This is a genomic window from Mycobacterium sp. ACS4054, from assembly GCF_001667275.1.
Taxonomy (GTDB): domain Bacteria; phylum Actinomycetota; class Actinomycetes; order Mycobacteriales; family Mycobacteriaceae; genus Mycobacterium.
Genome location: NZ_LZHV01000017.1, coordinates 154,927 through 174,101 on the forward strand (window position 1 = coordinate 154,927; position 19,175 = coordinate 174,101).

Here is a 19,175-nt window from a genome sequence, read left to right on the forward strand (position 1 = left end):
ATGAGCGCATCGGAGACGGTGGCCGAAGGCGGCGGGCGCCCAGTGATCCACCTTTCGCAACTACTGCGCGCGCCGGTGCTGGCCCGCGCCGGGGAGACCGTGGGCCGCGTCGAGGACGTGATCGTGCGGCTGCGGGGCGCGGACGAATACCCCCTCGTGACGGGGATCGTGGCCGGGGTTGGCGGGCGGCGGGTGTTCATCGGCGACAAATCCATCGACGAGTACGCCGCCGACCGAGTCCTGTTGACCAAGAACAAGGTTGACCTTCGCGGCTTCGAGCGCCGAGACGGTGAGGTGCTGTTGCGCACCGACGTGTTGGGACATCGGCTGATCGACGTGGCCAACGTCGAGCTGATCCGCGCCTACGACGTGGAGCTCGAGGACACCGGCGCCGGTTGGATGCTTACGCGGGTTGACACCCGACGGCCACCCCGGCTGTTCGGGCTGATCAAGCAGTCCGGTGGACACGCGGCTCGCGACTGGAAGGCGTTCGAGCCGCTGATCGGCGACGCTCGGTCCGACGCCGTCCGGCGCCTGTCGGACCGATTCGGCGAGTTCAAAGCTGCCGAGATCGCCGACCTTCTCGAAGAGGCGGACAAGGCCGAGGGCGGCGAGATCCTCGACCGCGTGCGCAGCGACCCCGAGCTGGAAGCCGACGTCTTCGAGGAGTTGGAGCCGGAGAAGGCCAGCCGGCTGCTCGACGACATGCCTGACACCGAGGTCGCCGCCCTGCTGGGCCGGATGCGGGCCGACGACGCTGCCGACGCCATCGCCGACCTGCGCCAGTCGCGGCGCCGGCGCGTGCTGGATCTGATGCCGGGCCCGCAGCGCACCAAGGTCATCACCCTGATGGGCTTCAATCCCGAAAGCGCCGGCGGGCTGATGAACGTCGACTTCGTTTCCTGCGCCGCCTCGATCACCGCGGCGGAAGCGCTGAACCTGATCGCGAAGGCCCGCACCATACAGCCGGAAGCGCTGATCAAGGTGCACGTGATCGACGAGGAGAGACGGCTCGACGGCGTCGTCTCGGTGATCGCCCTGCTGCAGGCACCGGCCGGGGAAGTCCTTGAGCGGCTGATGGATTCGGACCCGGTGCGGGTCACGGCGGACGCCGATCTGACGGACATCGCACTGTTGATGGCCGACTTCAACCTCTATTCCATCCCGGTGGTCGACGACCAGGACCGCGTGCTGGGGGTGGTCACCGTCGACGATGTGCTCGAGGCGACCATTCCCGAGGATTGGCGACGGCGCGAACCGGCGCCGCGTCCCGTCCGTGAGGTCCCCGGTGACCAAGGCACCCGCGTGCCTGGGGGTAACCCGCTGTGAGCACAGGTCGCGAGGACACCAGCCGGCGCAGCGCGGTGCTCGACACGGCGCACCTCGGCGACATCGAAGGCGCGTTCGGTCGGATCAGCGTCGGCGAAACCGAGCACGCCCGTACGTGGAAAACGCGGTTGCTGACGCTGCTGGCGATCGTCGGTCCCGGAATCATCGTGATGGTCGGCGATAACGACGCCGGCGGCGTCGCCACGTATGCCCAAGCGGGACAGAACTACGGCTACTCCCTGCTGTGGGTGCTCTTGTTGTTGATCCCCGTGCTGATCGTCAACCAGGAGATGGTGGTACGGCTCGGGGCGGTCACCGGGGTCGGGCACGCGCGGCTCATCAACGAACGCTTCGGCCGTGGCTGGGGCTGGTTCTCGGTCGGCGACCTGTTCCTGCTCAACTTCCTGACGATCGTCACCGAATTCATCGGCATCACCCTGGCCGCGGAATTCATTGGCATCTCCAAGTACGTTGTGGTGCCGGTCTCGGCGGTGGCGCTGGTCGCGATCATGGCGAGCGGAAGCTTCCGCCGGTGGGAGCGCGCGATGTTCGTCTTCATCGCCGTCACGTTGCTGCAGATCCCAATGCTGCTGATGTCCCACCCGCAGTGGGGACAGGCCGCGAAATCCTTCGTGGTGCCCAGCATTTCGGGGGGCTTCAGCTCCGATGCGGTGCTGCTCATCATCGCCATCGTGGGGACCACCGTGGCGCCCTGGCAGTTGTTCTTCCAGCAGTCCAACGTCGTCGACAAGCGCATTACCCCGCGGTTCATCGGATACGAGCGCGCCGACACCGTGCTGGGCGCCTTCGTCGTGGTCATCGGCGCCGCGGCGCTCGTGATGACCGGCGAATGGGCGGCGCGCTCCACCAGCAGCGTCGGTGGTTTCACCGACGCCGGGGCGACCGCGCACCTGCTGGGCGAACACCGGGCGACGCTCGGCTGGATTTTCGCCATCGTGCTGATGGACGCCTCCATCATCGGCGCCGCCGCGGTGACCCTGGCCACCAGCTACGCATTCGGCGACGTGTTCGGCCTGAAGCACTCGCTGCACCGTGGGTTCGCCGACGCCAAACAGTTCTACTTTTCCTACACCGCGATGGTGGTAGTGGCCGCGGCCATCGTCCTGATCCCCGGCGCCCCGCTCGGCCTGATCACCACCGCCGTGCAGGCCCTTGCCGGCCTATTGCTGCCCAGCGCCAGCGTGTTTCTACTGCTGCTGTGCAACGACCGAGAGGTGTTGGGGCCGTGGGTCAATCGGCCCTGGCTCAACTGGGTTGCCGGGCTGATCGTCGGCACGCTGCTGCTGTTGTCGGGAATCCTGATGACCACCACGCTGTTCCGCGACCTCAACGTCGTGGCGGTGGCCGGCTACCTGGCCCTGGCACTGGCCATCCTCGCGGCGGCGGCGGTACCGGTGCTGCGCTGGATGTCGCGCCGTCAGCCTGCAGCGCCCGCGGCGCGACTGCCGGCGCGCGGGGTAGACCGCAACACGTGGCGAATGCCGCCCTTGACGCTGCTCGAACCGGTCACCTGGTCACCGGGCACCCGGCTCGGGATGATCGCGTTGCGCGCCTACCTGATCGTCGGCGCGCTGCTGTTGGTGGTCAAGGCGATTCAGCTCAGTCACTGACGGGGTGTTGGATGCGGCGGGCCACCTCGCCGTACCGTTCGAACCGTTCCGGATCGCCGACGGCGTTGTAAAGCACCAGGCGCGTGGCCTTTCCGGCGTACTTCGCGGTGAGCGCGTCGGCCAAACTGTCCCACGTCGACTCGGTCGCGAAGGCGGCGACGTGGTCGTCGCTGACCTGGGCCGCCATGCCGGCGAAGTCACCGGCCTTCTGCTTCTCGCGGATCCGGGCGGTGGTGCCCTCGAACCCGGCCTGGTCCCAGATGAACGCGTAGTTGGGGGTGCTGCCGTAGAAGGCCATGCTGGCGCGCACCCCTTCTCGTTGCTTGTCACGCTCCTCGTCGGTGTCACCGACAATGGTCATCACGGGCACGATCACCGCAAGGTCCGACGGCGAGCGCCCGGCCTTCGCCGCCCCGTCGGCGATGTTCGGCAACACGTGCCGGGCGATGTAGCCCGGCTCACCGATGGGATGCACGTGCACCCCGTCGGCCACCTCGCCCGCCATCCGCAGCATCCACGGATTGACCGCTGCGATATCGACTTTCGGATCGGGCGCGTCGATGGGCCCCGGGCTCCATTGCGGGGTGATGAAGTCGAGATCGTAGAAGTCGCCGTGGTGATCGAGCGTCCCGGATCGAAACGCGGCGAAGCACGCCTTGACCGCGAAGAGGTAGTCGCGCAGCCGCGGGCCGGGCCGCTCGAACGCCACACCGTAACGCCGGACGACATGGGTGCGCACCTGGGTGCCGAGGCCCAGCCGGAAGTTGCCGCCGGTCGCTTCCTGCAGCTCCCAGGCCGTGGCCGCCGTGATGAAGGGGCTGCGGGGGAAGGCCACCGCCACGCCCGTGGACAGCTCGAGGCCGGGAGCGGCCTGCGACGCGACGGCGGCGTTGAGATAGGCCGTACGACCCGTCTCGGTGAACAACAAACCGGAGAAGCCGGCCGATTGCGTTCGCCGGGCCAGCTCGCCGATCTGGTGCAGCGGCTGCGGAACCGTCATCGCGTCGACGTGCATTATCGGAGCCTACGTGGGTCGTGCCTCTTGCTGGGTGGCCGCGTCAGGGTGTTAGCTCTGTAAGCGGCAGCAACCATAGCCGCTTGCGCTAACGGAAGGCTCGCGAACATGCTTCGTGGATTGTTGATGGCTGGAGCAATCGCCGTCGGAATTGCGGGCGCTCCCCTGGCCCAAGGCGCCCGGCGCGAAGTGTGCCACTGATGTTCGTTCTCATCGCGCGAACCGTCGCAGTCGTCGCCATGGTGGGCGCCGGTCTCACGGCCTGCGGGTCCCAGCACGCCGCGCAGCCCACCGCGTCCAGTTCGAGCGCGACGAAGGCGTCGGCTGCTCCCAGCCCGATCGCCTCGTCCAGCGCACCCAGCAGCACCAGCGCGCCGGACTGCGTCGGATTGTCGATATGCCGGCCACCGCCGCCCGACGCCGAGGGGAATCCCGCGTGTTACTACGCCGACGGCTGGCGCGGCGACTCCTCGGGCGCGGGGATCGAGGTGTGGTACTTCCGTGACCCGAAGAACCCACCAACCCCCGACAAGGTGACGGCGTTGGTGCGCAAGAAGGACGGCACCAACGAGTCGCAGGACGCCGACATCGCGGCCGACCAGCAGGTGCATCGCTTCGGATTCCCCGCGATCGCGCAGTCCGCGGTTCAAGAGGTGTTGCTCACCAGCGGCAGCGGCCGCTGCTTCGTGATCGGACCGGCCGGCTGACGCCCGACGTGATCAGCGCCGACGGGGGCGATGGCTCACGGGCGCGGTGAAACCCTGGGTGTCGTCGAAGTGGGCCCACTGCCCGTCATCGTTGACCTCCATGCGCCAGCCCAGCTCGGTGTTGCCGCCGACTGAGTCGACGAACCAGGCGTATGCGGTCTCCGCGCTGGCAAAATTCTTCGTCGCGACGACCCGCCCACGTGGGTCGATGACGCGAAACTCAGCCATGGGAGGTGATTATCCCAGCAAACCCGTTTTCAATCGCCGTCATCTCCGGCGATTGTCGAGGATGCCGGCGGCTTACACGGTGCGGGTCAATCGGTCGGCGAGCAGCTCGGCGAACCTCGCCGGGTCGTCGAGCGCTCCGCCTTCGGCGAGAAGCGCTGTGCCGTATAGCAATTCGGCGGTCTCGGCGATTGAGGGGTCGTCGCTGCGGTCATGGTGCGCTTGCCGCAGGCCGGTGACGAGCGGATGGTTCGGGTTGAGTTCGAGGATCCGCTTGCCGACCGGGATGTCCTGGCCGGACGCCCGGTACAGGCGCGCGAGCGCCGGGGTGATGCCGAAGGCGTCGGTGATCAGGCAGGCCGGCGAGTCGGTCAGGCGGCTGGAAAGCCGCACTTCTTTGACGTGGTCGCTCAGCGTCTCCTTCATCCAGGCCAGCAGGTCGGCGAAGTCCTTCTGCTGTTCCTCCCGCTCCGCCTCGCTCTCCTCGCCCTCGGAGCTGAGGTCCACCTCGCCCTTGGCGACCGACTGCAGCGGTTTGCCGTCGAACTCGGTCACGGTGCCCACCCAGACCTCGTCGACCGGATCGGTGAGCAGCAGCACCTCGTAGCCCTTGGCCTTGAAGGCCTCGAGGTGCGGTGACTTCAGGATTTGTTGGCGCGTCTCCCCCGTGGCGAAGAAGATCTGCTCCTGGCCCTCCTTCATGCGCTCGACGTACTCGGCGAGGGTGGTGGCCTCCTCCTCGCTGTGCGTCGAGGCGAATGAGGAGATCTGCAGCAGGGTTTCGCGGTTGTCGAAGTCCGACAGCAGGCCCTCCTTGACGACTCTGCCGAACTGCGTCCAGAAGCTGCGGTAGTCCTCGGGCCGTTCGGACTGCAGCTCCTTGATGGTGGAGAGGACCTTCTTGGTCAGGCGGCGGCGGATGGCCTTGATCTGCCGATCCTGCTGCAGGATTTCGCGCGACACGTTGAGCGACATGTCCTGTGCGTCGACGACGCCCTTGACGAAGCGCAGGTACTCGGGCATGAGCTGGTCGCAGTCGCCCATGATGAACACCCGCTTGACGTACAGCTGGATCCCGGTCTGGGCGTCGCGGTTGAACAGGTCGAACGGGGCGTGGGACGGGATGAACAGCAAGGCCTGGTATTCGAAGGTGCCCTCGGCCTTCATCGCGATGATTTCGAGCGGGTCGTCCCAGGCGTGCGCGATGTGCTTGTAGAACTCCTTGTATTCCTCCTCGGAAACCTCCTCCTTGGGGCGGGCCCAGAGCGCCTTCATCGAGTTGAGGGTCTCGGTGTCGATGACGACTTCTTCGCGGGTCTCTTCGGAGTCTTCCTCCACTGGGACCTGGATCCGCCGTTCGACCTCCATCCGGATGGGCCACGCGATGAAGTCGGAGTACTTCTTGACCAGGCCGCGGATCTTCCATTCGGACGTGTAGTCGTGCAGCTCGTCCTCGGCGTCTGCGGGCTTGAGGTGCAGGGTGACCGACGTCCCCTGGGGAGCGCTGTCGACGTCTTCGATGGTGTAGGTGCCCTCGCCGCTGGATTCCCACCGGGTGGCTTCGCTCTCGCCGGCCTTGCGGGTGAGCAGCTCGACCTTGTCGGCGACCATGAAGCTCGAGTAGAAGCCGATGCCGAACTGGCCGATCAGTTCCTCCGAGGCCGCGGCGTTCTTGGCGTCCTTCAGCTGCTGACGCAGCTCGGCGGTGCCGGACTTGGCCAGGGTGCCGATCAGCGCCACCACCTCGGCGCGGGTCATGCCGATGCCGTTGTCGCGGATGGTGAGTGTCCGTGCGTCCTTGTCGACCTCGATCTCGATGTGCAGGTCGGAGGTGTCGACGTCGAGTTCTTTGTTGCGGAAGGCTTCCAGCCGCAACTTGTCCAGTGCGTCGGAAGCGTTCGAGATCAGCTCCCGCAGAAACGAATCCTTGTTGGAGTAGACCGAGTGGACCATCAGATCCAGCAGTTGCCGGGCTTCGGCCTGAAACTCCAACTGCTCGACACGCGCGTTCATGAAATTCCCTGCACTTTCCTTCCGGTGATGACGTTGCAAATTTACGCAAGACGCGGATGGTACGCGCCCGGGGGCTGGCCCTACCCTGAACACATGTCTGTCGCGCAACGCGAACGTGCCGCCCTCGTCGAAACCATGCGTGCCGCCGGGCCGGAGGCGCCCACGTTGTGCGAGGGGTGGAAGACGCGGGATCTTGCCGCCCATCTCGTCATCCGGGAGTACCGGCCCGACGCCGCCCCGGGGATCGTGATCCCGTTCTTCGCCTCGCACACCGAGAAGGTGCAGGACCAGGTGGCCGAACGGGCCGACTGGGACGAGTTAATCGACAAGGTCGCATCGGGGCCGCCGGTCTACTCGCCGTTCAAGCTGCTCGATCCGGTGGCCAATGTGGCCGAGATGTTCATCCATCACGAGGATGTGCGCCGCGCGCAGCCGGGCTGGCAGCCGCGCACGCTGGATCCCGATCTGAGCGCCCGGCTGCGCCGCACCCTGCCGTTGATGGCCCGGCTCACCCTCGCCAAGGTGCCGGGCCGGGTCGCGTTGCGCACCCCGGAGGGCAAGACGCTGTTGACCGCGGGACGCGGCCCGGCCGTCACGGTGACCGGCGCGCCCGAGGAGCTGCTGCTGTTTTCGGTCGGACGCGCCGCAAAGGTCGAGTTCGACGGCGACCCGTCGGCGGTGCAGGCCGTCCGCGAGGCGCCCAAGGGGCTGTAGCAGCGGCCTCATCCGAACGCTTGGCGGAGGTCTTTCTTGATCACCTTGCCAAACTGGTTGCGCGGCAGCGCATCGACGATCACCAGACGCTCGGGATGCTTGTAGCGACTCAGCTTGTTTGAATGGCAGTGCCGCACCAGGGATTCCAACGACACCTCTTCGGCCGATGCGGGCACCACCACCGCGCAGACGCGCTCACCGGTGCGCGGGTCCGGAACGCCGATGACCGCGACGTCGGCGACCGCGGGATGGGTGGCGAGCACGTTCTCGACTTCGAGGGCCGAGACGTTTTCGGCGTTGCGAATGATCGCGTCCTTGATGCGGCCGGTCACCCGCACGTTGCCGTCCGCATCGACCAGGCCGAGGTCGCCCGTGCGAAGCCAGCCATCCGGGTCGAACGCGTCGGCGTCCAGCGCGGCGTCCGCGTACCCGAGAAAGCATTGCGGCCCCTTGAGCCGCAACTCGCCCTCCTGTCCGACGGGCAGTTCCGCTTCGTCACCGCCGACCACCCGGACGCTGACGCCCGGTGTCGGCCTGCCGACGGTGTGGTCGAGCGACTCGGGCGTGGCGTCGAGCGACGGTGAGGCCGCCACGGGGAACTCGGTGAGCCCCCACGCGTTCGCGATGCCCGGCAGGCCGAAGGCCTCGCGGATTTGGCGGCCCAGCTCGGCGGTGATGGGAGCGCCGCCCGCCAGGCACCCGCGAAGGTGGGGAAAGAGCGGCCGATCCCCGTGCGCCCGTTGGGCTTCGAGGTAACCGACGAAAAACGGGGTCGCGGTGCCCAGGAAAGTCGGGTTGTGCTCCGCGATGGAAAACGGTGTGGTCGCCGGATCGAACACCTCGAACAGCGCCAACCGCATGCCGGTCCGCAGCGCGGCGGCCAGCATCACCGCCCCGCCGATGTGCGCGATCGGAAAGGCGATGGGGTCGACGTCGCTGCCGTTGATGCCGACCGCACCGACCAACCCGGTCGCACCGGCTATCACCGTTGCGTCGGAATGGCGAATTCCTTTGGGCGCCGCGGTCGTTCCCGACGAGTAATAAACCCATCGCGCGTCGCCGGCGGAACCGGGCGGGGGGGGGAGCGCGTCGGCGCCGGCGCGGGGCAGCCGGAGCTCGCCGCCGGCCGGCGGCGTCGCCAAGTCGACGGTGATGACTTCGAAGCCGCGGGTCGCGGCCAGCGCCCGCGCCAGCTCGGCGTGATCGAATCCGCGCCAGAGTTCCGGCACCACGAGGTATTCCGAGGAGAGCTGTTCGGTGATGAAGCCGACCTCGTGTTCCCGCAGGATCGGAATGATCGGGTTTTGCACGGCGCCGAGCCGGGCCAGCGCCGCCATGACGACCGCGGTCTCCAGCGTGGTCGGCAACTGCCAGGACACCACGGTTCCCGGTCGTATCCCGCGTTCGGCGAACGCGGCGGCCGTCGCGCAGGCGGCGTCGCGAAACTGGCGCGCGGTCAGGCTGCGCCCTTTGTCGTCGGCGAGCAGCGGCCGGGGCGAATCCGTTCGCGCCGCGTCGGCGATCAACGTCCAGTAGGTGACGTCGCTTCCGATGCTCATTCGCTCGTCGGGTTGACCTGTACCGGGCGGAATCCGGAGTGCGCTATCGCGACCGAGACCGCACTGCCGATGGGGCCCTTGCGGTCGACCAGCACGGCCGATCCGGTGGCCACCCCGTCGTGGCTGTAGTGCGTCAGGGAGGCCATGCCGATGTGCGGCCCCTCCGGCAGCCGGCTCAGCGTCAGGGTGTAGTCGGCGTTGATGAATTGCAGCCCGTTGGTTCCCCAATTGGCAAGGGAAGCCGTGATATCCGCCGCCATGGCCGCCCGGGTGAACGCGGTGACGGGTTCGCCCTCGATGAGCGAGCGGGCCTCATACAGCCATGTGTATTTCGGCCCCGGGGTGTCGGCCCAGTCGGGGTCGGGGTTTTGCACTTCGGTGCCCCAGCCGTAGGTGCGCATGAACAGCGATGGTTGGACGCCGTCCTCGATGGGCAGGGGCGGCATCTGCACGCTAGGCGACCACACGTGCCCCTCGGGCTGCGTTCCGCGCCGCAGGAACAACGCGCTGCCCCGCGCGACCGGGACGCCCCGCTGGGTGAGGACGGCCTCGACGAGCCGCAGTCGCCGACGGTCGTGGTGCACGGTGGTGCTTACTTCGATGGGTTCCAGGGCGGCCGGCGCGGGCAGGTCGACTGTCAGCCGGGCGGGTTGCAGTTGCGGGTCGTCGACCGCGGTTTCGACCGCCCAGCCCAGCAGGCCGCCGACCACGTGCCCGCTGAGCGACGGGCCCCATCCGCCGCGCCCGATCGGGTTTGGCATGAAACGGCTTTCGTCGCGCGAGAAGTACGGGGTCGACGTCGCCGAGGCGACGTCATCAAACACGAAATTAGCTTCGGTCAATGCGTGACGCTCCGCCCGGCGTTGGGACCCTCAGCTGAGGATGGCAACAGTTGATATTACAGTTCGAGTTCCAGTGCCGCGGGTGGGACCGCCGTCAGGTGATCGCCGCGCCCACCAAATGGCCGATCAGGTAGGTGATCGACAACGCGAGGCCGCCCCCGATGACGTTGCGAAGCACCGCGCGCCCCTTCGGCGCCCCGCCCAGCCCGGCCGACACCGCCCCGGTGATCACCAGCGCGAGGAGTACCGCCGCGACGGTGATCGGGATTCTCCAGGACGCGGGCGGGGCCAAGATGGCGATCAGCGGCAACAGGGCGCCGATTGCGAACGACAGAGCCGAGGAGGACGCCGCCTGCCACGGGTTGGTGAGCTCATCGGGATTGATACCGAGTTCGACCTCGGCGTGGGCCAGGAGCGGATTGTGGTCGGTGAGTTCCTCGGCGACCATGCGGGCGGTCGCCGCGGTCAGGCCCTTCGCCTCATATAGGGCGGCGAGCTCGTCCAGCTCGGCGACCGGGTCGTCGCGCAGCTCTTCGCGCTCCTTGTGCAGGAGCGCCTTCTCGGTGTCGCGCTGGGTGCTGACCGACACGTACTCGCCCAGCGCCATCGATACCGCGCCGGCGACCAGCCCTGCGGTGCCGGCGGTCAACACCGGAGTGCGTTCCACCGTCGCCGCCGCGACTCCCACCACGATGCCCGCCGTGGACACGATTCCGTCGTTGGCGCCCAGGACCCCGGCACGCAACCAATTAAGTTTCGACGACACCGAACCCACGTGCGGTTCGGCCGGATGTGACGGGCTCGACACGGCGGCAACGATATACGTCGAAAACCCGCCCGACTAGCAAACATAGCCTTGCCAAACCGGCAGGCGCCGCTCATTTTCCGCGCCGCGGCGTGCGCCAAAAGCTCCGCATGGGCGTCGCACAGCCGATCCATAGGAAAGCTATCTAAGGTCGGTTTGTGTAAGGGGGGATTCCGAGGAATTCACTAATCGCTAGACAGGTGAAGGACTATGAGATTCAAGCAAATACTTGGGGGAATAACCGTCGCCGGTGCCCTTAGCGCTGCCGCGCTGGGCATGGGCGCCGCCGCGGCCAACGCCGCTCCGGGAGCGCCGGCGCCCGGGCCGGCCGGCAATCATGGTGGGCCGGCCCCGGGCGGTATTCATCCGCCGAACGCACCCGGTGATCCGGGCGGTCCCGGTGGCCCTGGCGGTCCCGGCGGCCCTGGCGGTCCCGGCGGGCCGGGAGGTGGACCGGGTGGGCCCGGCGGCCCCGGTCACCCGGGCGGACCCGGTGGCCCAGGCGGGCCCGATCATCCCGGTGGGCCCGGCGGCCCAGGCGGACCCGGCGGGCCCGATCACCCCGGCGGTCCCGGCGGGCCGGGCGGTCCCTGGCACGGAGATCCCCAGCGCGGTTACTTCCGCGGGGCACCGTGGGGCGACGGGCCGGCCCCGTGGGGACCCGGTGAGCCGCCGCGCCCGGCGTGGGACCGGCCGCTTCCCCCGCCCGGTGCGCATTGGGGATACGGCCCGATCAACTACTGGGGCTACCAGGAGACCCCGGTGTGGGATCCCGGATTCAACCAGTGGGGATTCTGGTTCTTCGGAGTCTGGATTCCGCTGTAAAGAGCACTAAAGCGCGGCGCCCGCTTCGCCACCAGGCGAGGCGGGCGCCATCGCTTCCGCACGGATGGACGGGGTAACCCGTTGCGGCGCAGGCGAACAGCGCGTTAGCCGTTCTTGGTGCCGACGGTGATCAGGTCGGAAATGATTCGCGTCCAGGCCGGCCGCGGGATGCGGTGCTGATCGCTGATCACGAAACCGGCGGCTTCGAACATCGCCCGCATCTCCGGCGGCGATGCGTTGTGCTGCGGCTTCCACCTACTGGCCGACGGCGCCTGAAGCAGCTGTTGGCGCGCGCTCAGGGCCGCAACGGCAACCATGCCGCCGGGCGCCAGCACGCGGTGGAATTCGCGCAGGGCCGCGGGCTGGTCGAAGAAGTGGAACGCCGAGGTGGTGACCACCGCGTCGAGCGCCCCGTCGTCGAAGGGCAGCTGCTCGGCCGGGCCGCGCATCCATTGCACCCGATCGGTTCTGGCACGCGCCTGGTCGAGCATGCCCTCGGACATGTCGATGCCGTACATCTCATCGGGCTGCAATTCGCGGGCGATCCGGTCACTGAGAACGCCGGTACCGCAAGCGATATCGGCGATCCTGCGGGCGTGGTGGGCGCGTAGCCGCGCAATCACCTCGTCGTGCGGCGGACGGTAAACCCACCGCTGCAAGACCGGTAGGTCGTACGCCGGGGCCAGAAAGCTCCACAGCCGCGTGACGGCGTCGTTGAGTCCCCGACGGCTCGGTGCCGTCATTCGCTCAGCACCGCGCTGTAGTAGACGGTGTCGGCGACCGAGACCGAGTCATTGGTCTGCGGGATGGCCGCGAGCCCGCTGCCGGCCAGCAGCTCGCTCATCTGGGTGCCGACCGTCTGCCAGCCGAGGTTATTCAAGTACTCGGCGACGTCGTTGCGCTCACCCTCGAAACCCAGCTCTTCCCAATCGAGTTCGAAGCCGTGGTCGCGCCACTTGGCGGTGGCCCGGCGCATCATTTCGCGGGCCTTGTCCACGTCTTGCTGCGGGCGGTTCGGGATCGCCTCGACGGCGAGCCTGCTGCCCTCGGCGCTGATCGCGGAGATGTTGTCCAGCAAGCGGTCCTGAGCGACGGGCGGTAGGTACCCGAAGAGGCCCTCCGCGATCCAGGCGGTCCGGCGGGTCGTGTCAAAACCGGCGTCCACCAACGCCTTCGGCCAGTCGCTTCGCAGATCGATGGCGACCGTGCGAAGGTCGGCCCGCGGCGCGGCGCCCAGCTTCGCCAGGGTGGTGGTCTTGAACTCGATCACCTCGGGCTGGTCGATCTCGAAGACCGTCATGTCGGCGGGCCACGCCAATCGGTAGGCGCGGGCGTCGAGGCCGGAGGCCAAAATTACGGCTTGGCGGATCCCGCCCTGCGCGGCGTCGTGGAAGAAGGCATCGAAGAACCGGGTGCGCGCGGCCATCGCCACCGGCATGTGCTCGAGCTTCCAGCCGGATTCGTGGTCGTCGACGTCGGCGGCATCAAGGTCGCCGTCGACCCATCGGGTGAAGAAGTCGACGCCGACCGCGCGAACCAGCGGTTCGGCGAACCGGTCGTCGATCAGCGGGGTGTCGGCCTTGGTCGCAATCGCTCGGGCCGCGGCGACCATCGTGGCCGTCGCGCCCACACTGGTGGCCAGATCCCAGGTGTCGTTGTCTGTGCGTGGCATGCGCCTGTGTGTCCCCTCGAGTCGCAGCGTTACTTAGCAACCATAACGACCGCGAGGGATCGCGAGTTCCCCGGAATTTTGCGGCAGCTGGACGCGGTGAGCGCGGGGTTGGGCAGTTCCGCCCGTACGTGGACAGGGATCGGTAGGGAGCCCCGGGCTACCGGGTCCGCGGGGCCCGACGGGTGCAGCCGGCCCGTTCGCGGAGGGGACCCACAACACGCATTGATTCAAAAACCCGCTCCACACAAACCCGGGCGGGCAGACGGGGTCCGCGTGGCCGATCGCCGGCGCGGAACTCGCCGGCAAGATCACCAACGCGAACGCGAAGGCGCCAGATGCCCAACCCCGGACCAGATGCTTCATCGCGGCGGTTGTCATGTGGGTCGCCTCCCCTGGCGGTGCCGTTATTCGGTAACCAGTTCGAAGACCGGGATTACCCGGTCGGTGCGCTGCTCGTACTCGCCGAACCCCGGGGCGCGTTCGACGACGGTTCGGTAGACGGAATCCCGCTCGTCGCGCGGCAATTCGCGCGCGGTGGCCGACCGCGGGGGTTGCGAACCGATCTCCACGCTCACCCGCGGGTTGGCACGGATGTTGTGCACCCACGCGGGATTCTTGTCCCGGCCCGCGGCGGAACCGATGACATAAATCTTGCCGTCGATATCGAAGTAGCCGATGAGATTCACCCGCTGCTCACCGGAGCGGGCACCGGTCGAGGTCAACAACAGCAACGGGAAGCCCTCGAACTGGCCGCCCACCTTGCCGCCGTTGCGGCGGAACTCCTCGATGTTGCGCTCGTTGAATTCGCGTTCGGACTGCATCACATCGTCGGCCATCTACCCATCCTGGCACGGGACCCCGCCCGCGAGCGCCCCGCGATTGATCGTCGCCGAATGCGGGTATCACCTGGCAATCCCATCGGGGGGGTATCCGCTTTTCGTAGCAACGAAGTGAGCACGAGATGGTCGGCTGGCTGGACAGGCTGCAGCGACGAAACCGCGCCGCGGGCGTCGTGATCGCCGTCTTCTACAAATACATGGACGACCAGGGCGGCTACCTGTCCGCCTTGATCACCTACTACGCCTTCGTCTCGCTGTTCCCGATGCTGTTGCTGCTGACCACCGGTCTTGGGGTGCTGCTCGCCGGCCGCCCCGACCTGCAGGACCAGGTATTGCACAGCACGCTGAGCCAATTCCCGGTCATCGGCGACCAGCTGCATCAACCCGCAGGGCTCAGCGGAGGGACCGTCGCCGTGGTCGTCGGCATTGCGGGCGCGCTCTACGGTGGCCTGGGCGTCGGTCAGGCCGTACAGAACGCGATGGACTCGGTATGGGCCGTCCCGAGGAACAAGCGTCCCGACCCCTTCCGTTCGCGGCTGCGCAGCCTGATGCTGTTGCTGGTTCTCGGCTCGGCGGCCGTCGCCGCCACCGTCCTTTCCGCGGCCGGCCAGGCCACCAACGCGCTGGGGGTGTTCGGCAAGATCGGCGTCGCGCTGGTGGCCATCGCGATCAATGCGTCGATCTGCCTGGTGGCGTTTCGCGTGACCACCGCGCGCAACCTCACCTACCGCCAGGTGTTGCCCGGAGCGCTCGCGGCGGCCGTGATCTGGCAGATCTTGCAGTGGGGCGGTGCCGGCTACATTCGGCACACGGTGAAGTCGGCGAGCGCAACCAACAGCGTCTTCGCCTTGGTGCTGGGGCTTTTGGCCTTCCTTTACCTGGTGTCGTCCACGCTGGTGCTGTGCGCCGAGATCAATGTCGTTCTGGTGGAACGGCTTTACCCGCGGGCGTTGCTCACGCCGTTCACCGATGACGTGGAACTCACACCGGCCGATCGCAAGACCTACACCAAGAAGGCAAAGGCCGAGCGGGTCAAGGGTTTTCAGCGCGTCAGCGTCAGATTCGGCGACCTGGGCCGCAAGGCGGACCGACCCACGATCGGCGGCCGGCCCGCCCCCTGATCAGTTGCCGCGCCCGGTCTGTTGCTGCAATTCGTCGATGAGCTCGGACGCCTGCGCCTTCGTCAGATCGTCGGGAACATTGCGCCCGGCCTCCTGGGCCAACGTGTGCACGTAGCTGCGCTGCGGCCCGGTCATCGGCTCGTCGCCGGTCACCCACTGGGACGTGTCCTTCTCGGGGTTTTCGCTCGGCGCCTGCCGCATGTCATCAGTCATCTCATTCACCTCCGCGACGAGGAATAACCATCGCACGTACGTTCGAAACATTGGATGCGACGGGCGGGCGGCGCGGAGGGGCTCCCCTTTGTAAGAATCGGTGCCATGTCGCGTCGCTTCGATATCCACATCGAGTCGCCCGCCAGCGTGGAGCAGATTCACGCGACGTTCGGGCGTGAAGAATATTGGGCGGCCCGGCTCAAGGTGAGCAACGCGCCTATCACGCTTGATGCGCTGACCGTGGACCCCGACGGGACAGTGTCAGTACGCGCCACGCAGCATGTGGCCCGTCAGGTGTTGCCGGCGCTGCTAGCCAAAGCCGTCCCCGGCGACCTGAAGATCGTTTCCAGCGAGACATGGCGATCGGTCGGTGACGGCGAGGTCCGCGGGCAGATCAACGTCGTGACGTCCGGCGGCATCGGGTCAGGCCGCGCCGAGGCGTGGATGGCGCCCGCCGGCGACGGCGCGAAATTGCGCTTCGCCGTGGAGGTGGCCGTGAAGATCCCGTTGTTGGGCCGCAAACTCGAGAAGTCGATGGAAAGCGACTTGACTCAGAGCATCCCGGCCCTGCAGCGCTTCACCAGCACCTGGATCGCCGAAAACGCCTGAGGGCCAACGGTGTTGTGATCAGCCCGCCGCGGCGGGCTCGACGGCGACCAGTTCGGTCAGGCCGCTGATGGTGAGGATGGGCATCAGCATCGGGTGCGCGATGAGGTTGATGTGGTTCGCGTGAGTGAACAGCAGGTTGATGGCCGCGCTGTCGAGGTACTCGACTCCGCTGAGGTCAACCGTCAGCGGCCCGCCGCTGGCGGCCTCGGTGCTCGCGGTCGTGAGGGCTTGGTTGAACGCGTCGACGTTGCTCAGGTCGATTTCCCCCGCGGCGACCAGCATCAGTTCCCCGTCGGTGCGGCGCGCGGTGTCGAGCGTGAGCGACGTGGGCATCATGTGATCCTCGCGGATAGGTGAACCGTGGTCCCGGCGGCGTCGGGGCTGATGGTGACGTCATGCATGAGCCCTCGCATGAGGGCTATACCCCGCCCGCGGTGCGGGTAACTAGCGGGCTGCGGGGGCTTCCACGATCCGGTGTCGGTGATGGTCAGGTGCACCCGGTCGCCGAGCGCGGTCGCACCCAGACTGACCGTGCCCTCGGGCTTGTCGCGATGGCCGTGCTCGATCGCGTTGGCGACGGCCTCCCCCGCTGCCACCAGCACATTCATCGCCTGTTCCGGGTCCAACCGGGTCCGCGTCAACCAGCTGCGCAACGCGGATCTCGCGGGAGCGAGGTGGCTGACGTCGGCGGGAAACGTCAGCTCCAGCGGCGCGGGATGGCGATAGAGCAACAGGACGACGTCGTCCTGATAGCCCTCGCTGGGGGCCAGGCCGGACATGATCTGGTTCGCCAGCTCGTCGAGGGTGGCCGCGCGTCCATCCTGCACGAGCGCGGCGGCCCGGGAGATGCCCTGCCCCAGCGCGGTGCGGCGACGCTCGACCAACCCGTCGGTGTAAAGCAGCAGGGTCGCGCGGGCCGGCACGGTGACCCGCGCCTCGGGTCGGGCCCAGTCGGCTCGTACCCCCAACGCGATGGTGTGGCCCTCGTCCAGCATCTGGGTGGTGCCGTCCGCGTGGACCAGGATCGGCGGCGGATGCCCGGCGCTCGAATACACCAGCTCACCGGTCTCGACGTTGAGCACCGCGCACACGGCGGTCGTGCACTGGGCGCCGGGCAGCCGCGCTGCGAAGCGGTCCAACCCGGCGAGAGCGGCTCCGGGACTTGGGTTTTCGAACAGCAGCGCGCGGCAGGCACTTCGCACCTGACCCATCACGGTGGCGGCGGCGAGGCCATGCCCCACGCAGTCACCGACGACCATTGCGATGCGCCCGTCCTCGAGGTCGACGATGTCGTACCAGTCACCGCCGACCTGGAGCGGCCGGCTGGCCGCCTGATAGCGCACCGTGAAACCGTGCGGCAGATCAGCCGGCCCCAGGATGGCGTGCTGCAGCGCCAGCGCGGTTTCGCGCTGCTGGTCCACCTGATGGACCCGCTGCAGGCCCTGGCCCAGGCGGCCGGCCAGCACCGTGAGCAACGTCTGGTCCTCGAGGGTGAACGGCCGCCGCTCGGCCAGATCGATCCAGACGACGAGCACCCCCTCGGGGTGTTGCAGCGCGATGCCGGCCGTGCCGGACTCGCCGGTGCTGGGGGTCAGCAGGTCGCCCTCGCGCAACGAGCTGAGCATCTGTTGGGTGTGTGACGGCAGATCGTCCCACTGGGTGGGCTCGCCGACAGAGACGACGTGCGGTGCGCCGAAGGCCGGTCCGGTGCCGGAACTGTTGGTCGGGAAGGTGACGGCCAGGACGCGGCGGGCCCGCCACAGTCGGCGCAATTCCTCGGCCGCCGCGTTGATCGCGTTCTCCACGGTGTCGGCCTGGGCGAGTTCCTGGTTGAGGGCGTGCTCGCGGCCCGCCGCCAGCGCCAGGGCGATCGCCGCGTGCCGGGCGAAGTCGCTGACGAGCTCCAGGTAATCGTTGCCGAAGGGTGATTGCTGGTCGCGGGCGACGGCGATCACGCCGAGCACCGCGCCGTCGGCGATCAGCGGCATGACGATCGCCGAGCGTTCACCCACGTCGGTGAAACCCTCGATCGGGTATTGGAACGAGTCGGTGATCAATGGCAGGCCGCGCCGGGCCACACCGCCCGTGGTGGAGGCGTCCATCGGCACTTGGCGCCCGATGACCTCCGAGGAGTACCGGCCCGCCGTGGCGGCCACGACCAGGGTGTTGACCTCGTCGGCGGGCACGTCGGGCTCCTTAGGAACCAGCAAGATCGCCTGTTCGGCGTCGGCCAACTCCAGCGCCCGGTTCACGATGAGTTGCAGCGGGCCGGTCTGGGGGTCGCCGGACAGCAGCGCGGTGGTGATCTCGCGGCTGGCCTTCGTCCATTTCGCCGATTCGCGTTCTCGCTCGAACAGCCGCGCGTTGTCGACGGCCGCCGCCGCGGCGGTCGCCAAGGCCCGCACGGCGGCCGCCTGCGAGTCGGAGAAGACGCGTCCGGCGCGGTCGTCGGCCAGGTAGAGGCTGCCGAAGTCGGCGCCGCGCACCGTGATGGGTATTCCCAGGAGCGCCCGCACCGGCGGATCGTGGGCCTGCAGCGCGCCGGCCTGCGGATGCGCGCTCACATCCGCCAGGCGCAGCCCGTCGCCAATGGGCAGGTCGCCGAGCTGGCGCGCCGCGCCGTCGTCTATCCCCGCGCAAACGAATGAGGCCAGGGCTCCGTCGGACGCGCGGATGCCCAGGGCGGCGTAACGGCAGCCGGTCAGCTCCATCGCCCCTTTGACGATTCGGTGCAGTGTCACGTCCAGGTCGAGGTCGGAGCCGATTTCGCTGATGACCCGCACCAGTTGCTCCATCTGGTCGCGGGCTTCCACCAGCTCGTCGAGCTGCTCATGGATCTGGCTCACCATGTCGCGCCGGCCCTGCCAGGTGAACGCCGATCCACCTCCCCCTTCATTGCCCATGGATACAAACCTAACTGTTGATATTCGCTACGCATACGGGCGCGGGGTGTTCGAGCAGCGGCGGCGGCTTTACTCGATCTTGACCATGCATTGAATCGCCCCACCGACGATGGTCGATGTGAGTAACCTTCCATCGGTGGAACTGGGGGTTTT

19 protein-coding genes are annotated in these 19,175 nt (G+C 67.9%); 7 read left to right on the forward strand and 12 right to left on the reverse strand.

Annotation, left to right across the window (positions count from 1 at the left end; genetic code table 11):
- Positions 1-1,329: a magnesium transporter MgtE N-terminal domain-containing protein gene (locus A5730_RS03950; protein ID WP_067895879.1), complete on the forward strand. Its 1,329-nt coding sequence runs from the start codon at positions 1-3 to the stop codon at positions 1,327-1,329.
- Positions 1,326-2,960, forward strand: a complete 1,635-nt coding sequence (locus A5730_RS03955) for an Nramp family divalent metal transporter (RefSeq protein ID WP_067895882.1) — start codon at positions 1,326-1,328, stop codon at positions 2,958-2,960. Before A5730_RS03950 ends, A5730_RS03955 begins: the two co-directional genes overlap by 4 nt.
- On the opposite strand, the gene A5730_RS03960 is transcribed toward A5730_RS03955, so the two are convergent.
- A complete protein-coding gene (locus A5730_RS03960; protein WP_067895885.1) occupies positions 2,950-3,975 on the reverse strand; it encodes a TIGR03617 family F420-dependent LLM class oxidoreductase in 1,026 nt (341 codons plus the stop codon). The two genes, A5730_RS03955 and A5730_RS03960, sit on opposite strands and share 11 nt — an antisense overlap.
- 200 nt (positions 3,976-4,175) lie before the next feature.
- On the opposite strand from A5730_RS03960, the gene A5730_RS03965 reads away from it, so the two are divergent.
- On the forward strand, positions 4,176-4,682 hold the full coding sequence (locus tag A5730_RS03965) for a hypothetical protein (protein ID WP_067895888.1): 507 nt from the start codon (positions 4,176-4,178) through the stop codon (positions 4,680-4,682).
- Positions 4,683-4,694: 12 nt separating this feature from the next.
- Here A5730_RS03965 and A5730_RS03970 read toward each other — a convergent pair whose 3' ends face one another.
- Entirely contained in the window at positions 4,695-4,910 is a 216-nt protein-coding gene (locus A5730_RS03970; RefSeq protein WP_067895891.1) for a hypothetical protein, read from the reverse strand.
- A 72-nt stretch (positions 4,911-4,982) separates the two neighbouring features.
- Entirely contained in the window at positions 4,983-6,920 is a 1,938-nt protein-coding gene (htpG, locus tag A5730_RS03975) for a molecular chaperone HtpG (protein ID WP_067895894.1), read from the reverse strand.
- Between the two features lie 93 nt (positions 6,921-7,013).
- Here htpG and A5730_RS03980 point away from each other — a divergent pair, with 93 nt between their 5' ends.
- Entirely contained in the window at positions 7,014-7,634 is a 621-nt protein-coding gene (locus A5730_RS03980; protein WP_067895897.1) for a TIGR03085 family metal-binding protein, read from the forward strand.
- An 8-nt stretch (positions 7,635-7,642) separates the two neighbouring features.
- Here the strand turns inward: A5730_RS03980 and A5730_RS03985 are convergent, their stop codons facing one another.
- From A5730_RS03985 to A5730_RS03995, 3 genes are all read right to left on the reverse strand, one after another.
- Positions 7,643-9,193 carry a class I adenylate-forming enzyme family protein gene (locus A5730_RS03985; RefSeq protein WP_067895900.1) on the reverse strand — a complete coding sequence of 517 codons (1,551 nt, stop codon included), beginning with the start codon at positions 9,191-9,193 and terminating at the stop codon, positions 7,643-7,645.
- Positions 9,190-10,035, reverse strand: coding sequence for an acyl-CoA thioesterase domain-containing protein (locus tag A5730_RS03990; protein ID WP_067895904.1), 846 nt, complete (start codon positions 10,033-10,035; stop codon positions 9,190-9,192). Before A5730_RS03990 ends, A5730_RS03985 begins: the two co-directional genes overlap by 4 nt.
- 94 nt (positions 10,036-10,129) lie before the next feature.
- Entirely contained in the window at positions 10,130-10,843 is a 714-nt protein-coding gene (locus A5730_RS03995) for a VIT family protein (RefSeq protein WP_067895907.1), read from the reverse strand.
- A gap of 207 nt (positions 10,844-11,050) precedes the next feature.
- Here A5730_RS03995 and A5730_RS25080 point away from each other — a divergent pair, with 207 nt between their 5' ends.
- Positions 11,051-11,665, forward strand: a complete 615-nt coding sequence (locus tag A5730_RS25080; protein WP_082946705.1) for a chitin-binding protein — start codon at positions 11,051-11,053, stop codon at positions 11,663-11,665.
- Between the two features lie 104 nt (positions 11,666-11,769).
- Here the strand turns inward: A5730_RS25080 and A5730_RS04000 are convergent, their stop codons facing one another.
- From A5730_RS04000 to A5730_RS04010, 3 genes are all read right to left on the reverse strand, one after another.
- Positions 11,770-12,408 carry a class I SAM-dependent methyltransferase gene (locus A5730_RS04000; RefSeq protein WP_067895909.1) on the reverse strand — a complete coding sequence of 213 codons (639 nt, stop codon included), beginning with the start codon at positions 12,406-12,408 and terminating at the stop codon, positions 11,770-11,772.
- Positions 12,405-13,337, reverse strand: coding sequence for an SAM-dependent methyltransferase (locus tag A5730_RS04005; RefSeq protein ID WP_067895912.1), 933 nt, complete (start codon positions 13,335-13,337; stop codon positions 12,405-12,407). The genes A5730_RS04000 and A5730_RS04005 overlap by 4 nt, the downstream gene beginning before the upstream one ends.
- A 404-nt stretch (positions 13,338-13,741) precedes the next feature.
- On the reverse strand, positions 13,742-14,173 hold the full coding sequence (locus A5730_RS04010; RefSeq protein WP_067895914.1) for a nitroreductase family deazaflavin-dependent oxidoreductase: 432 nt from the start codon (positions 14,171-14,173) through the stop codon (positions 13,742-13,744).
- Positions 14,174-14,298: 125 nt separating this feature from the next.
- Between A5730_RS04010 and A5730_RS04015 the strand changes: the two genes are divergently transcribed.
- A complete protein-coding gene (locus A5730_RS04015; protein ID WP_067895918.1) occupies positions 14,299-15,297 on the forward strand; it encodes a YihY/virulence factor BrkB family protein in 999 nt (332 codons plus the stop codon).
- On the opposite strand, the gene A5730_RS04020 is transcribed toward A5730_RS04015, so the two are convergent.
- Positions 15,298-15,510 carry a DUF3072 domain-containing protein gene (locus A5730_RS04020; protein WP_067896004.1) on the reverse strand — a complete coding sequence of 71 codons (213 nt, stop codon included), beginning with the start codon at positions 15,508-15,510 and terminating at the stop codon, positions 15,298-15,300.
- Between the two features lie 105 nt (positions 15,511-15,615).
- On the opposite strand from A5730_RS04020, the gene A5730_RS04025 reads away from it, so the two are divergent.
- Positions 15,616-16,119, forward strand: coding sequence for a DUF2505 domain-containing protein (locus A5730_RS04025; RefSeq protein ID WP_067895920.1), 504 nt, complete (start codon positions 15,616-15,618; stop codon positions 16,117-16,119).
- Positions 16,120-16,137: 18 nt separating this feature from the next.
- On the opposite strand, the gene A5730_RS04030 is transcribed toward A5730_RS04025, so the two are convergent.
- On the reverse strand, positions 16,138-16,452 hold the full coding sequence (locus tag A5730_RS04030) for an STAS domain-containing protein (protein ID WP_067896009.1): 315 nt from the start codon (positions 16,450-16,452) through the stop codon (positions 16,138-16,140).
- Positions 16,452-18,968, reverse strand: a complete 2,517-nt coding sequence (locus tag A5730_RS04035) for a SpoIIE family protein phosphatase (RefSeq protein ID WP_369829855.1) — start codon at positions 18,966-18,968, stop codon at positions 16,452-16,454. Before A5730_RS04035 ends, A5730_RS04030 begins: the two co-directional genes overlap by 1 nt.
- Between the last annotated feature and the right edge of the window lie 207 nt (positions 18,969-19,175).